Here is a 14,829-nt window from a genome sequence, read left to right on the forward strand (position 1 = left end):
GAAGAATGCAAAGGAATGAATATGCGTATACATGCGACCCGGCTTCTCAGTACCGCCATCGCTTCTGCACTGTTGCTCAGTGCATGTTCGTCAACGGAACCGAAACCCTCGACCGACGAAGAAAACCGTCAGCGCATCATTGCCGACCAGTCACGCATGTATTCCGGTCAGGAGCCGGTCACCGCACCGATCACCTTTTACGAGGCCGCCGCACGGGCGCTGAAATACAACCTCGACTACCGCCTCAAACTGATGGAAAGCGCGCTGGCCTCGGATCTGCGCGACGTCTCAAGTCATGAAATGCTGCCGCGTCTGGTCGCCTCGGCCGGGTACGCCGGGCGTGACAACGATTCCGGCGGCACCTCGATCGGCATCGAAGACCGCCAGGTCAGCTTGCGTCCCTCGACCTCCGAAGAACGCTATCGCGAAGTCTACGGTCTTGGTTTGAGCTGGAGCCTGCTGGATTTCGGCGTGGCTTATTACCGCACCCAACAGAAATCCGACCAGATCCTCATGGCCGAAGAGCGCCGGCGCAAAGTCGCGCAAAACGTTCTGCAGGACGTGCGCAATGCCTACTGGCGGGCGCTCGGCGCCCAGCGCCTGATGCCTGAAGTCGACAAACTGCTGATGCGTACCCACACCGCGCTGACCTCGGCCCGCGAAGCGGAAACCCGTGGTTTGCTGCCGCGTCAGGAAATCCTCGCCTATCAGCGCGCGCTGCTCGACTCGATCTACCTGTTGACCGTGCGCCGCCAGGATCTGGAGTTCGCTCAGGCCGAGCTGTCGGCGCTGATGTCGTTGCCACCGGGCTCGAAAATGATCCTCGCTGACATGCCTGACCCGCCGCTGCCGGAAGTGCGTCAGAGCATGGCGCGGCTGGAACAGCTGTCGCTGGAAAACCGTCCGGAAATCATGGAAGAGTGGTATCGCAAACGCGTCAATCAAAAGGATCTGGAAATCGCCAAGGCGCAGCTGTGGCCGAACGTCAGCGTCGATTTCGGCTACAAATACGACTCCAACAAATACCTCTATAACAACGACTGGATGAGCACCGGTCTGCAAGTGTCGATGAACCTCATTCGTCTGCTGCAATTGCCGTCGTTGAACGCTGCAGAGAAATCCCAGGGCGAAACCGACGATACCCGCCGCGTGGCGCTGTCGATGGCGATTCTCACCCAGGTACGGGTCGGCACCCTGCGCTATCAACTGGCCCGGCAGGAAGTGGAATTCGCCGAGGACAGCCTGCGCGTCGATCGCAGCCTGCTCGACTATGCGCAAGCGGCGAAAACCGGCGCGCTGGGCTCGGAACTGGAAGTGATCCGCTCCGAGGGCCGTTATCTGCTTTCGCGTTATCAGCGTGAAGCGGCGTTCTCCAGTGCTCAAGCCGCGTGGGGGCGGATGTACAACTCGGTGGGTCTCGACGTGCTGCCCAAGGAAATCTCGCAACATGACATCAAGACCCTGTCCCGGGAAATCCAGCGCACCTTGAATGAACAAGAACAACAACGCCTGCTCGCCACTTCGCAAGGAACGCCGAATGCGCAAAATCGCCCTTGAGTCCCGTTTCGGGGCCCTGTTGTTGGCCAGTCTGATCCTGCCCGTCCACGCCGAAGACAGCCCCTCGGCCCCCGCTCTGGAAAGCGCCAGTGCGATTCGTGTGTTGCTCGCCGCCGAACTGGAAACCACCCTCTCCAGCCAGATGGCCGGCACCCTGGGTGAATTGAAAGCCGGATTCGGCGAGCAGGTCAGCAAGTCTGAACTGCTCGCCCGCTTCAACTGCAATGAAGCCGAAGCGCGCTCGAAAGTCGCGGCGGCGGAACTGGCCATGGCCAAACAGAACCTGCAAGCGAAACAGCAACTGCGTCAGCTCAACGCGGTTGGCGATATCGAAGTGTCGATGGCCAATACTGAAGTGCAAAAAGCGGATGGCGCGCGGGCCATGGGTGCGGCGCAAAGCAGCTATTGCCAGGTGCTCGCGCCGTTTTCCGGGCGTGTGGCCAAGGTTTACGTCAAGCCTTACCAAACCGTTTCGGCCGGCACGCCGCTGTTCGATCTGGTCAGTGACGGCGCGTTGAAAGTACGTCTGAACGTGCCCTCCAATCTGCTCAAAGACCTTAAACCCGGCTTACCGTTGCAAGTCAGCATCCACGAAACCGGCAAGACCTACCCGGCCCATGTCAGCGCCATCAATTCGCGGGTCGATGCGGTGGCGCAGACCGTTGAGCTGGAAGCGCAACTCAACAACAAATACCCCGACCTGATGGCCGGCATGAGCGGCACGGCGCAATTCGAACAAGCCGCTCGCCCATGACCATGAACGAGTCGTTGCCGCACCCTCACCTGCTGCTCGAACTCGATGCATTGCGGGATAAAGCCATGGCCGCCGACTCGCTGAACAGTCTGGCGTTCAGCATGGCCAACGATTTATACCCGTTGCTGCCATTTCATCAGGCGCTGGTGTTTGCCCAGCGTGAATCCTCATTGGAACTGCTCAACGTCTCCGGCCTGTCGCGGCCCAGCGAAGATTCGCCGTATCTGGTCTGGCTGCGCCGCGCCAGTCGCTGGGTCGCGGCACAAGTGCCCGACGCAGAACCGGTGTGGATCGCTCAGGAAAACGCCGCGCCGCCAGCGGACATTGCCGAAGGCTGGAACGAATGGTGGCCGTCGGGGCTGTGGTGCATACCGCTGCAGGATCGCGACAATCAACGACTTGGCCTGTTGATCATCTTGCTGGAGCAAGAACCGCCACCGGTGTTGTGGCAACACCTCAAAGGTTTGGTCGCGACCTGGGCGTATTGCTGGTCAGCGTTGACCCGGCGCAAGCGTTTCAGTCGCTGGCGGCCCAATCGCAAGCAACTGCTGCTCGCGGCGCTTGTGTTTGGCGCCCTGCTGTTATTGCCGGTACGTCAAAGCGCACTGGCGCCGACAGAAATCGTCTCGCGCCAGGCGCAGATCATCAGCTCGCCGATCGATGGCGTGATCGAAAAAATTCAGGTGCGGCCCAATCAACCGGTCGAGGCCGGCGCGCCGCTGTTTTCGCTGGATGAAACCACCCTGCGCAGCCGCGCCGAAGTGCTCGGCAAAGAGGTCGCGGTGGCCGATGCCGAGTTGCAGGCGGCCAGCCAACGGGCGTTCGATAATCCGCAAAGCAAAAGCGAACTGACCTTGCTCGCCGGGCGCGCGCAGCAACGTCGGGCGGAACTGGCGGCGGTGCAGGCGCAACTCAAACGCACGCAAGTGCTGTCGCCACGGGGCGGCGTCGCGGTGTTCAGCGATCCCAACGACTGGCTGGGCAAACCGGTCGTGACTGGCGAACGCATCATGCAAGTGGCTGACCCGTCGCAACCGGCCATGCTCATTCAACTCGCCGTGGCCGACGCGATTGCCCTGGAACCGGGCGCTGAAGTGACGCTGTTCCTCACCGCGTACCCACTGACCCCGCTCAAGGGCAAGATTCTGGAAACCAGTTATCAGGCGCGCCCCAGCGATGAAGGAGTGGTCGCTTATCGCCTGCTCGCCAGCATCGACGGCGCCCCGGAACACGCGCGCCTCGGCCTGCATGGCACGGCGAAAATCTACGGCGGGCGGGTGATGCTCGGTTATTACCTGCTGCGCCGACCCTTGGCGACGCTGCGTGCGTGGAGTGGCTGGTAATGCTCGACCCGGCCGACCTGCCCGTGCCGCCGCTGCGTGAAGACTTGCGTCTGAGCGAAGCGGCCCATGGCAGCAACGGCGAACCGGCATGGGTGATTCAGGACACGGTGATCAACCGTTTCTACCGTATCGGCTGGCTGGAATTCGAGTGCCTGCTGCGCTGGGGTCAGTCGCCACGGGTTATCAGCGAGCAAATTGCCGAAGGCACAGCGCTGAAACCGGACGTCGAGCAAGTTCTCGATTTCCGCCAGTTTCTCGAACACCATCAATTGCTGCGCGCCGGCCCCGCCGCGCTGGAACGTTTGAAGGATAAAAGCGAGCAAGGCAGTTGGCTGACCTGGCGCTGGTGGCTGCACCATTACCTGTTTTTCCGCATTCCGTTGCTGCGTCCGCAACAGCCGTTGCAGGCTCTGGCGCGAGCGCTGGGCTGGGTCTTTCATCCGCTCACCGGGATAATCGTACTGAGCCTCAGCCTGCTCGGGATCATTCTGGTGTTGCAGCAGTGGGACGTGTTCACCAGCGCTGTGGTCGAGTCGTTTTCCACCGAAGGCCTGTTCAGTTTTGCCTTGGCGCTGATCGTCGCGAAAACCCTGCATGAACTCGGCCATGCCTTGGTCGCGACGCGCCTGGGTTTGCGCGTCGGGCACATGGGTATCGCATTCGTGGTGATGTGGCCGATGCTCTACACCGACACCGGCGAGAGCTGGAAACTCAGCCGCTCGCGGCAACGGCTGGCGATCGCTTCAGCGGGGATCGTGACCGAGTTGTCGCTGGCCGGACTGTCGACGTTGGGCTGGGCGTTGTGTGATCCGGGCGCGTTGCGCAATGCATTGCTGTATCTGGCGACCACCAGCTGGTTGCTGTCACTGGCGCTGAATGCCAGCCCGTTCATGCGCTTCGACGGCTACTTCATCCTGTCCGACCTGCTGGATTTCCCCAATCTGCACGAACGCGCCTCGGCCCTCGCACGGGTCACGTTGCGGCGCAATCTGCTGGGCTTGCAGGAAGACTGGCCAGAGACGTTCCCGACGGGCCAGCGGCGTTTGCTGGTGACCTTCGCGATCATCACCTGGATTTATCGGCTGGTGCTGTTTCTGGGGATCGCGCTGGCGGTCTATCTGTTTTTCTTCAAGGTCTTGGGGATTTTCCTGTTCATGGTCGAACTGTCATGGTTTATCGCCCTGCCCGTGATGCGCGAGTTGGGCCACTGGTGGAAAAGCCGCGCGGCGATTCCGAGCCGGCGCAAAGTGGCGTTCTATGTCGTACTGCTGGCGGTTCTGGTGGGCTTGGCGATGCCTTGGCGTACGCAGATCGATGCAGTTGGCGTGGCCCGTGCCGAGCACCAGTTGCGCGTGTATGCGCCCTACCCGGCACGCCTGCAATCGATTCACTCCGAGGGCCCGGTCAAGGCTGGGGAAACCCTGATCACCCTGGATGAGCCGGACATCGCCTCACGCCTGCAATCCAGCGAAGCCAATGCCCGCAGTTACGAAGCGAGACTGTCCGGGCTGATCGCCGACCCCGGCGGTCTGGCCGAAGACGCCGTGACCCGCCAGCGCCTCAACGTGCAGTTCGAAGAGGCCCGCGCCGCGCGCTCGGAAATCGCCCGGCTCAACCTGCAAACGCCGTTTGCCGGGGTCTGGCTGGACGTCAATCCTGACTGGAAAACCGGACAATGGGTTGGCCGTCAGGAATCGCTGGGCATGCTGATCGATCCGCGCAGTTGGCAGGTCGACGCGTATGTTGCACAGGATCAGGTGCATCGCATGGTCACCGGTGATCGTGTGCGCTTCTACCCGGATGGTCAGACCACGCCGCTGGGCGGTCGCGTAGTGCAGATCGGTAGCACCCGCGCCAGCCAGTTGTCGCACCGCATGCTGTCGTCGCGCTTCGGTGGGCCTGTGCCGACCACGAATGCCGAGCACTCATTGATTCCAAGCAACGCGTTGTTTCAGGTGTTGATTCAGCTCGATGAGCCGTTACCGACCCTGCGCGAGACCCGAGGGCATCTGAAGATCGAGGGCCAGCGGCGCAGTCTGCTCGGTGACGGCGCGACCCATGTGCTCGCGGTATTCATGCGCGAAAGCGGCTTTTGACAACCGGGTTTAGCCGGCGACGACAAACACGATGATCGGCCCGCACACCGCCAGCAATACGTTGGAAATCGCATAGCACACCGTGAAGCCGATCACCGGGGTGTTACTCCCCGACTGTTCGATGATCTTGTTCATCGACGCCGCTTCCGTCTGCGCACCAGCCAAGGCGCCAAACAGAATCATCGGGTGCAGGCGCAGCACATAGCGGCCGAAGTACAACGCCACCAGTGGCGGCAGAATCGTCACCACCGCGCCGGACAGCAACAGCGCCAGGCCTTGCTCCTTCATCGCGGCAAACGCTGCTGGCCCGGCGAGCAAACCGACCACCGCGCCAAACGCGGTCAGGCCGAACTCGGAAAACGCCCATTGCGCCGCTGGCGGCAACGCGCCGATTTCCGGGTGACGCGAGTTATACCAGCCAATCACCAGCGCGGCGACCAGCACCCCGCCGCCGATCCCCAGCTCCACTGGAATCATGCCGATGTGGGTCGACAACAACCCCAGCAACGAACCGAGCACCATGCCCAGGGTGTGCATGGCGATATCGCTTTTGTAGTTGTTTTTGCGAATCCGGCCCAGACGTTTGGCCATGGCTTCGACACTGGCGGTGCGCCCGGTCAGCGAAATCACATCGCCGCGACGCAAAACGGTGTTGGGCAGCAGCGGCAAGTCATAGCCCTGACGGCTGATGTTGTTGACGAAGCAGCCCAGGCGCCGGTCAGTGGCCAAGCGCGTTTTGGCTTGGTGGATGGTTTTGCCAGCGAATTCCGCTGAGGTCAGGACGATGTCCACCTGACGGGTCGGAAACGACAAGGCTTCGGGATGATCGATCTCCGGCCCGACCCAGTGGCTGAGGTTGCCCACCGCATCGCGCAAGGCGTAAACACCGATGACGTCGCCCGCCATCAGCACGAAGTCTTCGTCGCGTTCGATGACTGTCCCGGCACGCATCACCCGCTCGACGGTCAGCGATTCGTGGGGTTTTTCCAGATCGATGATGCGCAACCCGGCGGCCTGACCGTTTTCCGCGACCTGGTGAGCGCGCACCACCATCCGCGTGTACGGCACGGTGATCGCCTCTTCTTCCTTGGCGATGCCCAGTTCCAGCTCCAGTTCCCGCGCCGATTCGCGCAGGTTCACGCCGAGCAGTTTCGGCGCGATGCTGCCGACAAACACGATCAAGCCGATGGTGCCGAACAGATAGGTAATCGCGTAAGCAATCGCCATGTGGCTGTTGAGTTGCGCCTTGGCCGCGGCATCGATTGTCAGTTGATTGATCGCGCTGGTCGCAGTGCCCATGATCGCCGTGTCGGTCAACGCGCCGGCGCCTAGGCCAGCGGTGAACCCGGCATCGAAATCGAACACCGAGTACATCAGCAGAATCGCCCCCAACGCCGTGGCGCACAGCACCACCGAGAGCACCACCAGTTTCAGCGTGCCGCGATTGAGGCTGCCGAAAAACTCCGGCCCGCTCTTGAAACCGACGGCATAGATGAACATCACGAAAAACACCGACTTCAAACCCGCCGGCACTTCCAGGCCGATCTGCCCGATCAGCAAGCCCATCAACAACGCGCCGGCCACCGAACCGAGGTGAAAACTGCCAATACGAATCCGCCCGATAAACACGCCCAGGGCAATCGCCAGGAACACGGCAATTTCCGGGTCGGTACGCAAGGCGTGCAGGATGAATTCGAGCATGGAACGAACTCCCTTTGAGCGGCGGTCACTGATCCTTCGGTTCTTGCGCAGGCGCGGTGTACCACTTGTCCCTTGGTACCCACTTGTCTTGTTGCGGATCGCCCAGATAGTGCGGCGACATGATCTGCACGCCGTACTCGTTGAACACATCCTGAATATTGGCGTGGAGCATGCTCAGCAACACTGCGCGCGGACGTGGCTGACTCGGGATGGCCTGGGCGACCAGTCGGTATTCGGGATAAAAATCCGACAACGCGGTCTGGAACACCTGTGCCGGCGGATCCTCCAGCACGCCCGGCGTGCGTTTCGCCGCTTCCAGCAACATCGCCTCGACCTGACGCCATGGCGTGTCGTAGCCGATGGTCACCACCGTATCGACGACGTAACCGGGGCCTTGCACGGTGCGCGAGTAGTTTTTGGTGACAGTGCCGGTAATCATCGAATTGGGCAGCGTCAGCACTTCACCCAGGCCGGTGCGAATCCGTGTGGTGAACATGCCCAGCTCGGTGACCGTACCTTCGTAATCGCCGATTTTCACAAACTCGCCGGGGCGCAAAGTGCGCGTGTAGGTGAGGATCAAACCGGCCGCCGCCTGCCCGACCACGCTGGTCGCACCGAGGGAAATCATCAGACCGATCAGCACCGACAAACCTTTGAAGGCGTCGGTGCCGGCACCCGGTAGATACGGATAGGCCATCGCCAAGGCAAACAGCCAGATCGCCAGCGCCGTCAGACGCTGGGTCGGTTGCAGGGTTTCGTGATTGAGCCAGCTGAATGTGCCCGGCATAGCCATGCGCCGCAGGATACGCCGGGTGAACGCGGTGACGCCTCGGGCAATAAAGAAAATCGCCAGCGCCACGCCCAGTCCCGGAATCGCATCGACTATGCCTTGCAGCAAATAGCCGGCCAGTTCGAACAGGTAGTTGTTGAGGCTTTCGCCCCATGGCCGCGTGTAGGGAAACCGCGACAGGACAAAACCCAGCCACTCGTACGTCAGCAGCAAAATCAGCAGCCAGCGCAGCAACAGCAGCAAACGGCTGACCAAGGGATAGAGGAAATTCGAGTCGATCAGTTGCACCCGCCCGACCTTCAGCGCCTGGGTGTGGCGATCCATCAGTGCGGGAAGTTTTGCCAGCAATTTGCGGCGCAGATACGCCAGACACCACAGCAACGCGACGTAAATCAGCGTGGCCACGGCGGCCAGCCCCAGTGAGCGCAGGATCATCTGCAGGTTGCGCGCTTCACGGGTTTCAGTGACCACCTGGCGCAGTTTTTCCGCCGCGCCTTCGGCGGCCTGTTGCACCGATGAGTATTCGAGGCTGTCGATGTCCTTGGGTGCGACGATGAAGGCGCGCTTGTCACCGATCAGCACCATGTAGCTGTTCTGGATCGAATCAGTGGTGATGTTCAGCGCGGTGTCTTCGTCCAGCGCCTCGCTGATGACCATCTTCGCGCGCTTGACCCGCGAAGCCGGTGCCTCCCCCAGAATGGTCGCGCGAAACAGCATGATGGTGCGGTTGGCGACCTTCAGCTCGACCGCTTCGTCGGCCGGTTTTGCCGGGTCATCGACCGCCCAGCCGAGCCCGCTCCAGAGCGCCGCAAACACCACTATCCAAACCGCCAGCAGCCTGCTTTGCATGCGCCTGCTTCCTTACGCCCAAGTGTCAGTGAGGGATACGTAAGCCAGCGTAGTTGAGCGATGAACGGTTGTCAGATTCCCTCGCAGCGATAAGTGTCACGGCAGATTTTCCGTTGGCGTGTCTTCGACAACACGGCTGACATCGGCGGGTTGATACACCCAGCCGATAAACAATTCATAGCCAACCGCCAGAATCACCGGCCCGGTGAACAGGCCAATGATGCCGCTGGTGACCATCCCGCCCAACGCGCCGATCAGCACCACCGGCATTGGCACGGCGACGCCGCGCCCCAGCAGCATCGGTTTGAGCACGTTGTCGGAGAGCCCGGCAACGATCATCCAAACGGTAAAAATGACGGTGCCGGCACTGACGCCGTCGTGGGCAAAGACATAGATCACCACCGGTATGGTAATCAGCAGCACCGGCAACTGCATGATGCCGAGCAGCAACACCATCAAGGCCAGAATGCCCGCCGCCGGAATGCCCATGATCACCAGCGCCACGCCGATCAACAGCATCTGAATGAAAGCGATCCCGACCACGCCTTGCGCCACCGCACGGATGGTCGAGGTGCACAGTTCGGCGATTTGCGGGCCGCGCACCGGGCCGGAAATCCGTGTGGTGATGGCGACGGCGGTGCGATGACCGCTTTCGCCGTTTTTCATGATCAAACCGGCGACAATCAACGCGACGACAAACACCACGATCCCCGCGCCGACACCGGCGGCCTGATGCAACAGCACTTTGCCCCAACTGCTCAGGTGCGGTGCCAGCTCCTTGAAGGCCCAGCTCAGATCCTGCGAAGCGTGCTGCCAGATGCCAAAGAGCGGCGCACCGATCAGCGGCCAGGTTTCGACGCTGGCTGGTGGCGGCGGAATCTCGAACGAGCCCGCCTCCAGCGTGTGCATGCCGACTTTCACCGAGTCAGCCACGGAAGCGCCGAGCAGACTCAGCGGCACCATCAGAATCAACAGCCCGAGCAGCACCAGCACGATCGCTGCCCAGCCGTAGCGGTTGCCGAGTCTGGCGCCGAGCTTCTGATTCAACGGATACAAGGTGATGGCCAGAATCAGCGCCCACAGCATCACATTGAGGAACGGATGGAAGATGTCGAAACAGAACAGCACCAGCACGGTAATCAGACCGGCGCGTATGAGCACGTCCAGCAAAGCTCTGGAACTGTGAAACGCTATCAGTGGTTTGTCTTCCATTACGGCTTCTCCCGATGCCGAGAATCGTCAGTGAGTTCAGACTAGAACACATTCTTGCAGTCGTCGTATTTACCCAGCACTCTTCCCGATCAAACACCGTCGCCCGCACAAGAACACGAAACAACTTCAAGGCAGCCTGCTACCGGGAACGAAATACCTGCGGGAAGAGAAAATTACGGTGCATGGTACGGGGTGACTTTCTTGAGACTCTGCAGTTCATTAAATAATGGGCGGTTGATGCCGATATGCTGATGCGCCTTTGGCAAAGGTCGATACCCAGTGTCGATTTCTAATGTGCAGGCCTATCGTGGTTTCCAGCAAGCCGATAAGGAAGTTTATGCTCCCGTTGACCAGTTTTTTCTGCGATGTATTACCAACAAAAAAAGATGACCCGCAATATTACAAAGCATTCCTCAGTCAATACACACTGATATCAGTTCCGGTGCTTCTTTCGCAAGGCGCATTAACACCGAGCGGGCTAGAAGGCGACAAGGATGAGCTCGACGGCATGATTGACCAAACCATAGAAGAAATTCCGGTCAATGCTAATTTGAAGCGTCAACGATTTGCAGTTTACACCGGCCGTGCTCTATCGGACCAACCCGAGATGATCCAGTGCAGCGAAGACAGGACCTTTGTAAGCGAATTATTTATCGAAAAAGCAAAAGCCTATAATATCTCCAATCGCGAACTAGCCTTATCAGGATTAAATGCATCAGCTTTCATAAGCTACTTTGCGCTATTAGAGGACACGCTTCAACGAATTCATTTCGAGATTTTTGGAAGACAAGAAAGAACGGATAAAATCACTAGCTGGGGTTTGATTTCAGTCTGCCTGAGCGAAATTCTTAGCCATAAAAAAATTACCGAGAAATTCACTCAGGAGCTGGCGACACGAAGTGAGTTCTATCTCAACATAGAAATACTATCCAGCGTATGGGAATTGCTTAACTTCATTAGAAATCGCCTTATCCACAGTGGCGGCAAGCTCAGCTTTAACGCCCAAAAAATCTGGCATGAGAAGCTAGAAGGCATCATCGGCGCATTCAAGGATTTCAACGTTCCTGAAGTCACTCTCTCATTCATCCACCACCTTGAGTTGATAGAAAGTGACTTCAAGAGTTCAGGCTATCTTCGTCTGAACAACGCCCTCGAAAATTGTATTAGAAACACTTGCGTATCCATCATGGAATCCTTGGTGGTGTGCGACAGGGCGATCAAGCAACAGGATCATACAAAACAGATAACGCAATCCAAATATTTCAAAAAGCCACAGCGTTCCACTCGACGTAAAAAACAATAAAGACGACTGGCTAGCACGTTTGATTTATGCGAGGTCAGTTTTTACCTTGGCCATTATTCGTTGGCCGCCTTGAGGGCGGCTCGCACTCTGTTGAACCAGTTGTCAAAAACACCTCGCAGGATTTTCACACTAACATGTCAATGCCAACATCACAGCAAATCAGAAAACCCAAGATTCAAAGCAATCTTCAAAACAACACTAATCTCGAACCTCATTCGAAAGACCTGATTTATTTCGACTCAATACATTTCCACTTCAACTGCGTAAGCGGGAACACTTTTGCTTAGATCCTCACCTTTGCTTGTCCGCTTCCGAACCAACACGTGCCCCAAACACTCTTTACCCACGGTCTTATATGTTAAGCCGGACTTAAATACGACTTCACACTCATGCCCTTTTTCACCAAACCTGTCAAACAAAAAGCACTTGGCAAACGGAGAGGAAACTTTAACGATGACAAAATCCACTCTTCCGACATCATATGCTTTGCCCTTCCACTCTGCATTCAAGAATGCAATCTGAGGGCAGAAAGTTGTAGAAAATGGCCTGACAGATTTAAAGCTTTCATCGTTCGCCCAAGCACCTCCATGGATAAAGTATTGGCCAACCGGTGCGTACGCGCCCACTTCTGAAATTTCCCGATTCACACTGACCGCATCATGGGTCGAGTAAGAATTCTGGTAGTTAAAAAGTGCTGGCGGTGTTTCTTTTGGCATTATTGAACGGAGAGCTGAATAAAATTCATCCTCATCCAGTGCGCAGCTTATAAAATCGAACAGTTCACGCCGTGACGGGCATTCAATCAAATACTTTACGGCTTGCAGGTAATTAGCAACACAAATAACCAAGGCTTTGTCCGAATCATCCTGCCAAACGCCATGAGAGTAAGCTAAAGCGATTTTCTCTTTATAGGTCGGCTTGCGATGTTCCCAAACTTCATAGGGAGGGTTAAAGAGATCAATTACACCAGCACCTTTTGGTTTCTCCATTTACAACATGATCCTTGTTCCGATGATGTGCACTCTTAAAATAATATCTTTTCTGATTTTACTCGTCTGCTGATCGATCGCTGCGGCGCTTGCGGTTTATTTAAGGTATTCCCCGCAAGCACAGACGTTAGTTACCACGTTGGTCAATTTGCTTCCAGCGTTAGTTAAAACCCGCTCCCTCCTTCCTCAACTCCCTTCCATCTCATCTTTGGAAACAGTTGACTGGAACGAGTTCGCAACGTCAATCGCTTTTGATGGACCACCACGAGGACGGAGGGGCGATCGCCGCCGGGCGTGCGGCGCGCGCCCATGCTAGCGGCATCAATGCCTACATTTGGGGATTACGTGTTGCGCTTCAAGAGCACGCCGCAATTGGAAGCCGTTGAATAAGGTCCGTGACTGGTGTGTTGCCCGATTCAAGGCTAAACCTGATGCACATCCCTGCTTATAAGGAGGTTTCGGATGAGATCGACGTATTCACTGATAGTTCTGGCGTTGGCCGGCATTGCCGGTCAGGCAGAGGCCGGCGGTATCGATCTGTATGAAGCAGGTCAGGAAGGCGCAGGTCTGGCCAATGCCGGTTCCGCCGCGCTGGCCACCGACCCGAGCGTGTTGATGAGTAACCCGGCCGGCATTGCCGCGCTCAAGGGCACGCAAATCAGCTTGACCGGTCAGGCCATACTCGGAGGCCTGGGTTTTGATCGCGACAGCGACAATGACTTCTCCGGCAACGAGGGCGGCAATCCCCTGCCGATCCTGCCGGGCACCAGTTTTTTTATCAGTCATGAGATCAATGATCGCGCCAGTATCGGCTTTGGCATGTACGGCAACTTCGGCCTGAGCGTGAAATATGACGATGACTGGGCCGGCCGCTACTTCAGCCAGGAATCGTCGCTGATCGGCATCTCGATGCAGCCGACCTTCGCTTACAAGATCACCGATGACCTGTCGATGGGCATCGGCCCGCGTCTGGTCTACGGCTACTACTACACAAAAATGGCGATCGACAATAACGCCTTCCTGCCGGGCACGCCGTTTCAGGAAGATGGCAAGTTGCAGTACAAGGACACCGACATCGGCACTGGCATCAACCTCGGCCTGCGCTATCAGGTGAACGAGCGCACCACCGTCGGTCTGGCCTACACCAGCAAGGTCAAACTGGAGTTCAAAGACTCGCCTTCCGTGCATGGCATCCGCAATCCGCTGCTCAATCTGGCGCTGTCGAGGCTGGACGTCGACGAACTTGAAATCGACATGAACATCCCGCAGACCGCGACCCTGAGCATCGCCCATCAGCTGAACGAACAATGGACGCTGCTCAGTTCGGTGAACTGGCAGGACTGGAGCGACTTTGCTGACATCGGCGTGTCGGTGGATAGTGCCGCTGGCGATGTGTCACGCTCGGTCGACCGCAAATATCAGGACACATGGCACTTGTCGATCGGCGCGCAAAACCAGATCAGCCCGAAACTGCGCTGGAACATGGGCGTGGGCTACGACAGCTCTGCCGTAAAGGACAAGGACCGCACCGTCGACAACCCGATGAACGAGACGTGGCGACTGGCGACCGGGCTGAGTTACAAACTGGCGGAGGACACCGACATCAACCTCAATTACACACTGGTGTGGCTGGGTGATATGGACGTGCAGCAGACCAAGCGCAACGGGCAGACGCTGTCGGGGAGTTATCCCAACAGCGCGTTGCATATTGTTGGCGGAGGCGTGACCTGGCGGTTTTGAGTCACATAGGGGCGCGCTCTAGCGAGAAAAGGACTCGGCGAGCCAGGCATAGCTGTTTTTCAAAAGGTGTTTGGCAATGCCTGGTTTGTCTGGATGGCTCAAGCAGTGGTCTCATACTTGGTTATGAGCTAGCCATTACTGGATATCCAGAAGTTCAACGTCGAAGAAAAGTTTCGAATTAGGCGGGATGACACCGCCGTGGCCCTTTGCTCCATAGCCGTAATCAGGAGTAATTGTCAGCCTGCTGCGTTCTCCTAGACTCATTTCAGCAATACCCTCGTCCCAGCCTTTAATGACCTGTCCTTCACCAATTCTGAATTTAGAGGGTTGACCTCTGTCCTTACTTGAGTCGAACTTCGTACCATTTGTCAAAGTACCGGTGTAATGAATTTCGACCGTTTGTCCACGCTTCGGGTATATAACGCCGTCGCCGGGTTGAATCACTTCTACAGTAACACCCATTTTAAGTCTCCTTGAATGAGGGCAAAGTTATCG

11 protein-coding genes are annotated in these 14,829 nt (G+C 57.8%); 6 read left to right on the forward strand and 5 right to left on the reverse strand.

Annotation, left to right across the window (positions count from 1 at the left end):
* Nucleotides 1–21: 21 nt before the first annotated feature.
* From ACZZ0G_RS27505 to ACZZ0G_RS27520, 4 genes are read left to right on the forward strand one after another with little or no spacing between them, the layout of a single operon-like run.
* Nucleotides 22–1,557 carry a TolC family protein gene (locus tag ACZZ0G_RS27505; RefSeq protein WP_463558350.1) on the forward strand — a complete coding sequence of 512 codons (1,536 nt, stop codon included), beginning with the start codon at nt 22–24 and terminating at the stop codon, nt 1,555–1,557.
* Nucleotides 1,538–2,311 carry an efflux RND transporter periplasmic adaptor subunit gene (locus ACZZ0G_RS27510; protein WP_463558351.1) on the forward strand — a complete coding sequence of 258 codons (774 nt, stop codon included), beginning with the start codon at nt 1,538–1,540 and terminating at the stop codon, nt 2,309–2,311. The genes ACZZ0G_RS27505 and ACZZ0G_RS27510 overlap by 20 nt, the downstream gene beginning before the upstream one ends.
* On the forward strand, nt 2,308–3,654 hold the full coding sequence (locus ACZZ0G_RS27515; protein ID WP_463558352.1) for an efflux RND transporter periplasmic adaptor subunit: 1,347 nt from the start codon (nt 2,308–2,310) through the stop codon (nt 3,652–3,654). The genes ACZZ0G_RS27510 and ACZZ0G_RS27515 overlap by 4 nt, the downstream gene beginning before the upstream one ends.
* Complete coding sequence (locus tag ACZZ0G_RS27520) at nt 3,654–5,750, forward strand: HlyD family efflux transporter periplasmic adaptor subunit (protein WP_463558353.1); 2,097 nt, start codon at nt 3,654–3,656, stop codon at nt 5,748–5,750. The genes ACZZ0G_RS27515 and ACZZ0G_RS27520 overlap by 1 nt, the downstream gene beginning before the upstream one ends.
* Nucleotides 5,751–5,759: 9 nt before the next feature.
* On the opposite strand, the gene aspT is transcribed toward ACZZ0G_RS27520, so the two are convergent.
* The 3 genes from aspT to ACZZ0G_RS27535 form a co-directional block, all read right to left on the reverse strand.
* Nucleotides 5,760–7,451 (reverse strand): aspartate-alanine antiporter, encoded by a 1,692-nt coding sequence (gene aspT, locus ACZZ0G_RS27525; RefSeq protein WP_463558354.1) that lies wholly within the window; start codon nt 7,449–7,451, stop codon nt 5,760–5,762.
* Between the two features lie 25 nt (nt 7,452–7,476).
* The gene (locus ACZZ0G_RS27530; protein ID WP_463558355.1) at nt 7,477–9,090 is read right to left on the reverse strand and encodes a mechanosensitive ion channel family protein; all 1,614 of its coding nucleotides are present in this window, start codon (nt 9,088–9,090) and stop codon (nt 7,477–7,479) included.
* A 96-nt stretch (nt 9,091–9,186) separates the two neighbouring features.
* Nucleotides 9,187–10,302: an AI-2E family transporter gene (locus tag ACZZ0G_RS27535; protein WP_463396101.1), complete on the reverse strand. Its 1,116-nt coding sequence runs from the start codon at nt 10,300–10,302 to the stop codon at nt 9,187–9,189.
* Nucleotides 10,303–10,639: 337 nt separating this feature from the next.
* Between ACZZ0G_RS27535 and ACZZ0G_RS27540 the strand changes: the two genes are divergently transcribed.
* Nucleotides 10,640–11,605, forward strand: coding sequence for a hypothetical protein (locus tag ACZZ0G_RS27540; protein ID WP_463558356.1), 966 nt, complete (start codon nt 10,640–10,642; stop codon nt 11,603–11,605).
* Between the two features lie 239 nt (nt 11,606–11,844).
* Here ACZZ0G_RS27540 and ACZZ0G_RS27545 read toward each other — a convergent pair whose 3' ends face one another.
* Nucleotides 11,845–12,594: a hypothetical protein gene (locus tag ACZZ0G_RS27545; protein ID WP_463558357.1), complete on the reverse strand. Its 750-nt coding sequence runs from the start codon at nt 12,592–12,594 to the stop codon at nt 11,845–11,847.
* 462 nt (nt 12,595–13,056) lie between these two features.
* Between ACZZ0G_RS27545 and ACZZ0G_RS27550 the strand changes: the two genes are divergently transcribed.
* A complete protein-coding gene (locus ACZZ0G_RS27550; protein WP_463558358.1) occupies nt 13,057–14,334 on the forward strand; it encodes an OmpP1/FadL family transporter in 1,278 nt (425 codons plus the stop codon).
* A gap of 135 nt (nt 14,335–14,469) precedes the next feature.
* Here the strand turns inward: ACZZ0G_RS27550 and ACZZ0G_RS27555 are convergent, their stop codons facing one another.
* Entirely contained in the window at nt 14,470–14,796 is a 327-nt protein-coding gene (locus tag ACZZ0G_RS27555) for an FKBP-type peptidyl-prolyl cis-trans isomerase (RefSeq protein WP_463558359.1), read from the reverse strand.
* Nucleotides 14,797–14,829: the final 33 nt, after the last annotated feature.

Source organism: Pseudomonas sp. AC169, from assembly GCF_979258515.1.

What these genes read in the sequence shown, in the direction of transcription:
- ACZZ0G_RS27555 (WP_463558359.1), bottom strand. Translation starts at nt 14,796, where the DNA reads ATGGGTGTTACTGTAGAAGTGATTCAACCCGGCGACGGCGTTATATAC.
- ACZZ0G_RS27550 (WP_463558358.1), top strand. Translation starts at nt 13,057, where the DNA reads ATGAGATCGACGTATTCACTGATAGTTCTGGCGTTGGCCGGCATTGCC.
- ACZZ0G_RS27505 (WP_463558350.1), top strand. Translation starts at nt 22, where the DNA reads ATGCGTATACATGCGACCCGGCTTCTCAGTACCGCCATCGCTTCTGCA.
- ACZZ0G_RS27545 (WP_463558357.1), bottom strand. Translation starts at nt 12,594, where the DNA reads ATGGAGAAACCAAAAGGTGCTGGTGTAATTGATCTCTTTAACCCTCCC.
- ACZZ0G_RS27530 (WP_463558355.1), bottom strand. Translation starts at nt 9,090, where the DNA reads ATGCAAAGCAGGCTGCTGGCGGTTTGGATAGTGGTGTTTGCGGCGCTC.
- ACZZ0G_RS27520 (WP_463558353.1), top strand. Translation starts at nt 3,654, where the DNA reads ATGCTCGACCCGGCCGACCTGCCCGTGCCGCCGCTGCGTGAAGACTTG.
- ACZZ0G_RS27535 (WP_463396101.1), bottom strand. Translation starts at nt 10,302, where the DNA reads ATGGAAGACAAACCACTGATAGCGTTTCACAGTTCCAGAGCTTTGCTG.
- ACZZ0G_RS27515 (WP_463558352.1), top strand. Translation starts at nt 2,308, where the DNA reads ATGACCATGAACGAGTCGTTGCCGCACCCTCACCTGCTGCTCGAACTC.
- ACZZ0G_RS27540 (WP_463558356.1), top strand. Translation starts at nt 10,640, where the DNA reads ATGCTCCCGTTGACCAGTTTTTTCTGCGATGTATTACCAACAAAAAAA.
- aspT (WP_463558354.1), bottom strand. Translation starts at nt 7,451, where the DNA reads ATGCTCGAATTCATCCTGCACGCCTTGCGTACCGACCCGGAAATTGCC.
- ACZZ0G_RS27510 (WP_463558351.1), top strand. Translation starts at nt 1,538, where the DNA reads ATGCGCAAAATCGCCCTTGAGTCCCGTTTCGGGGCCCTGTTGTTGGCC.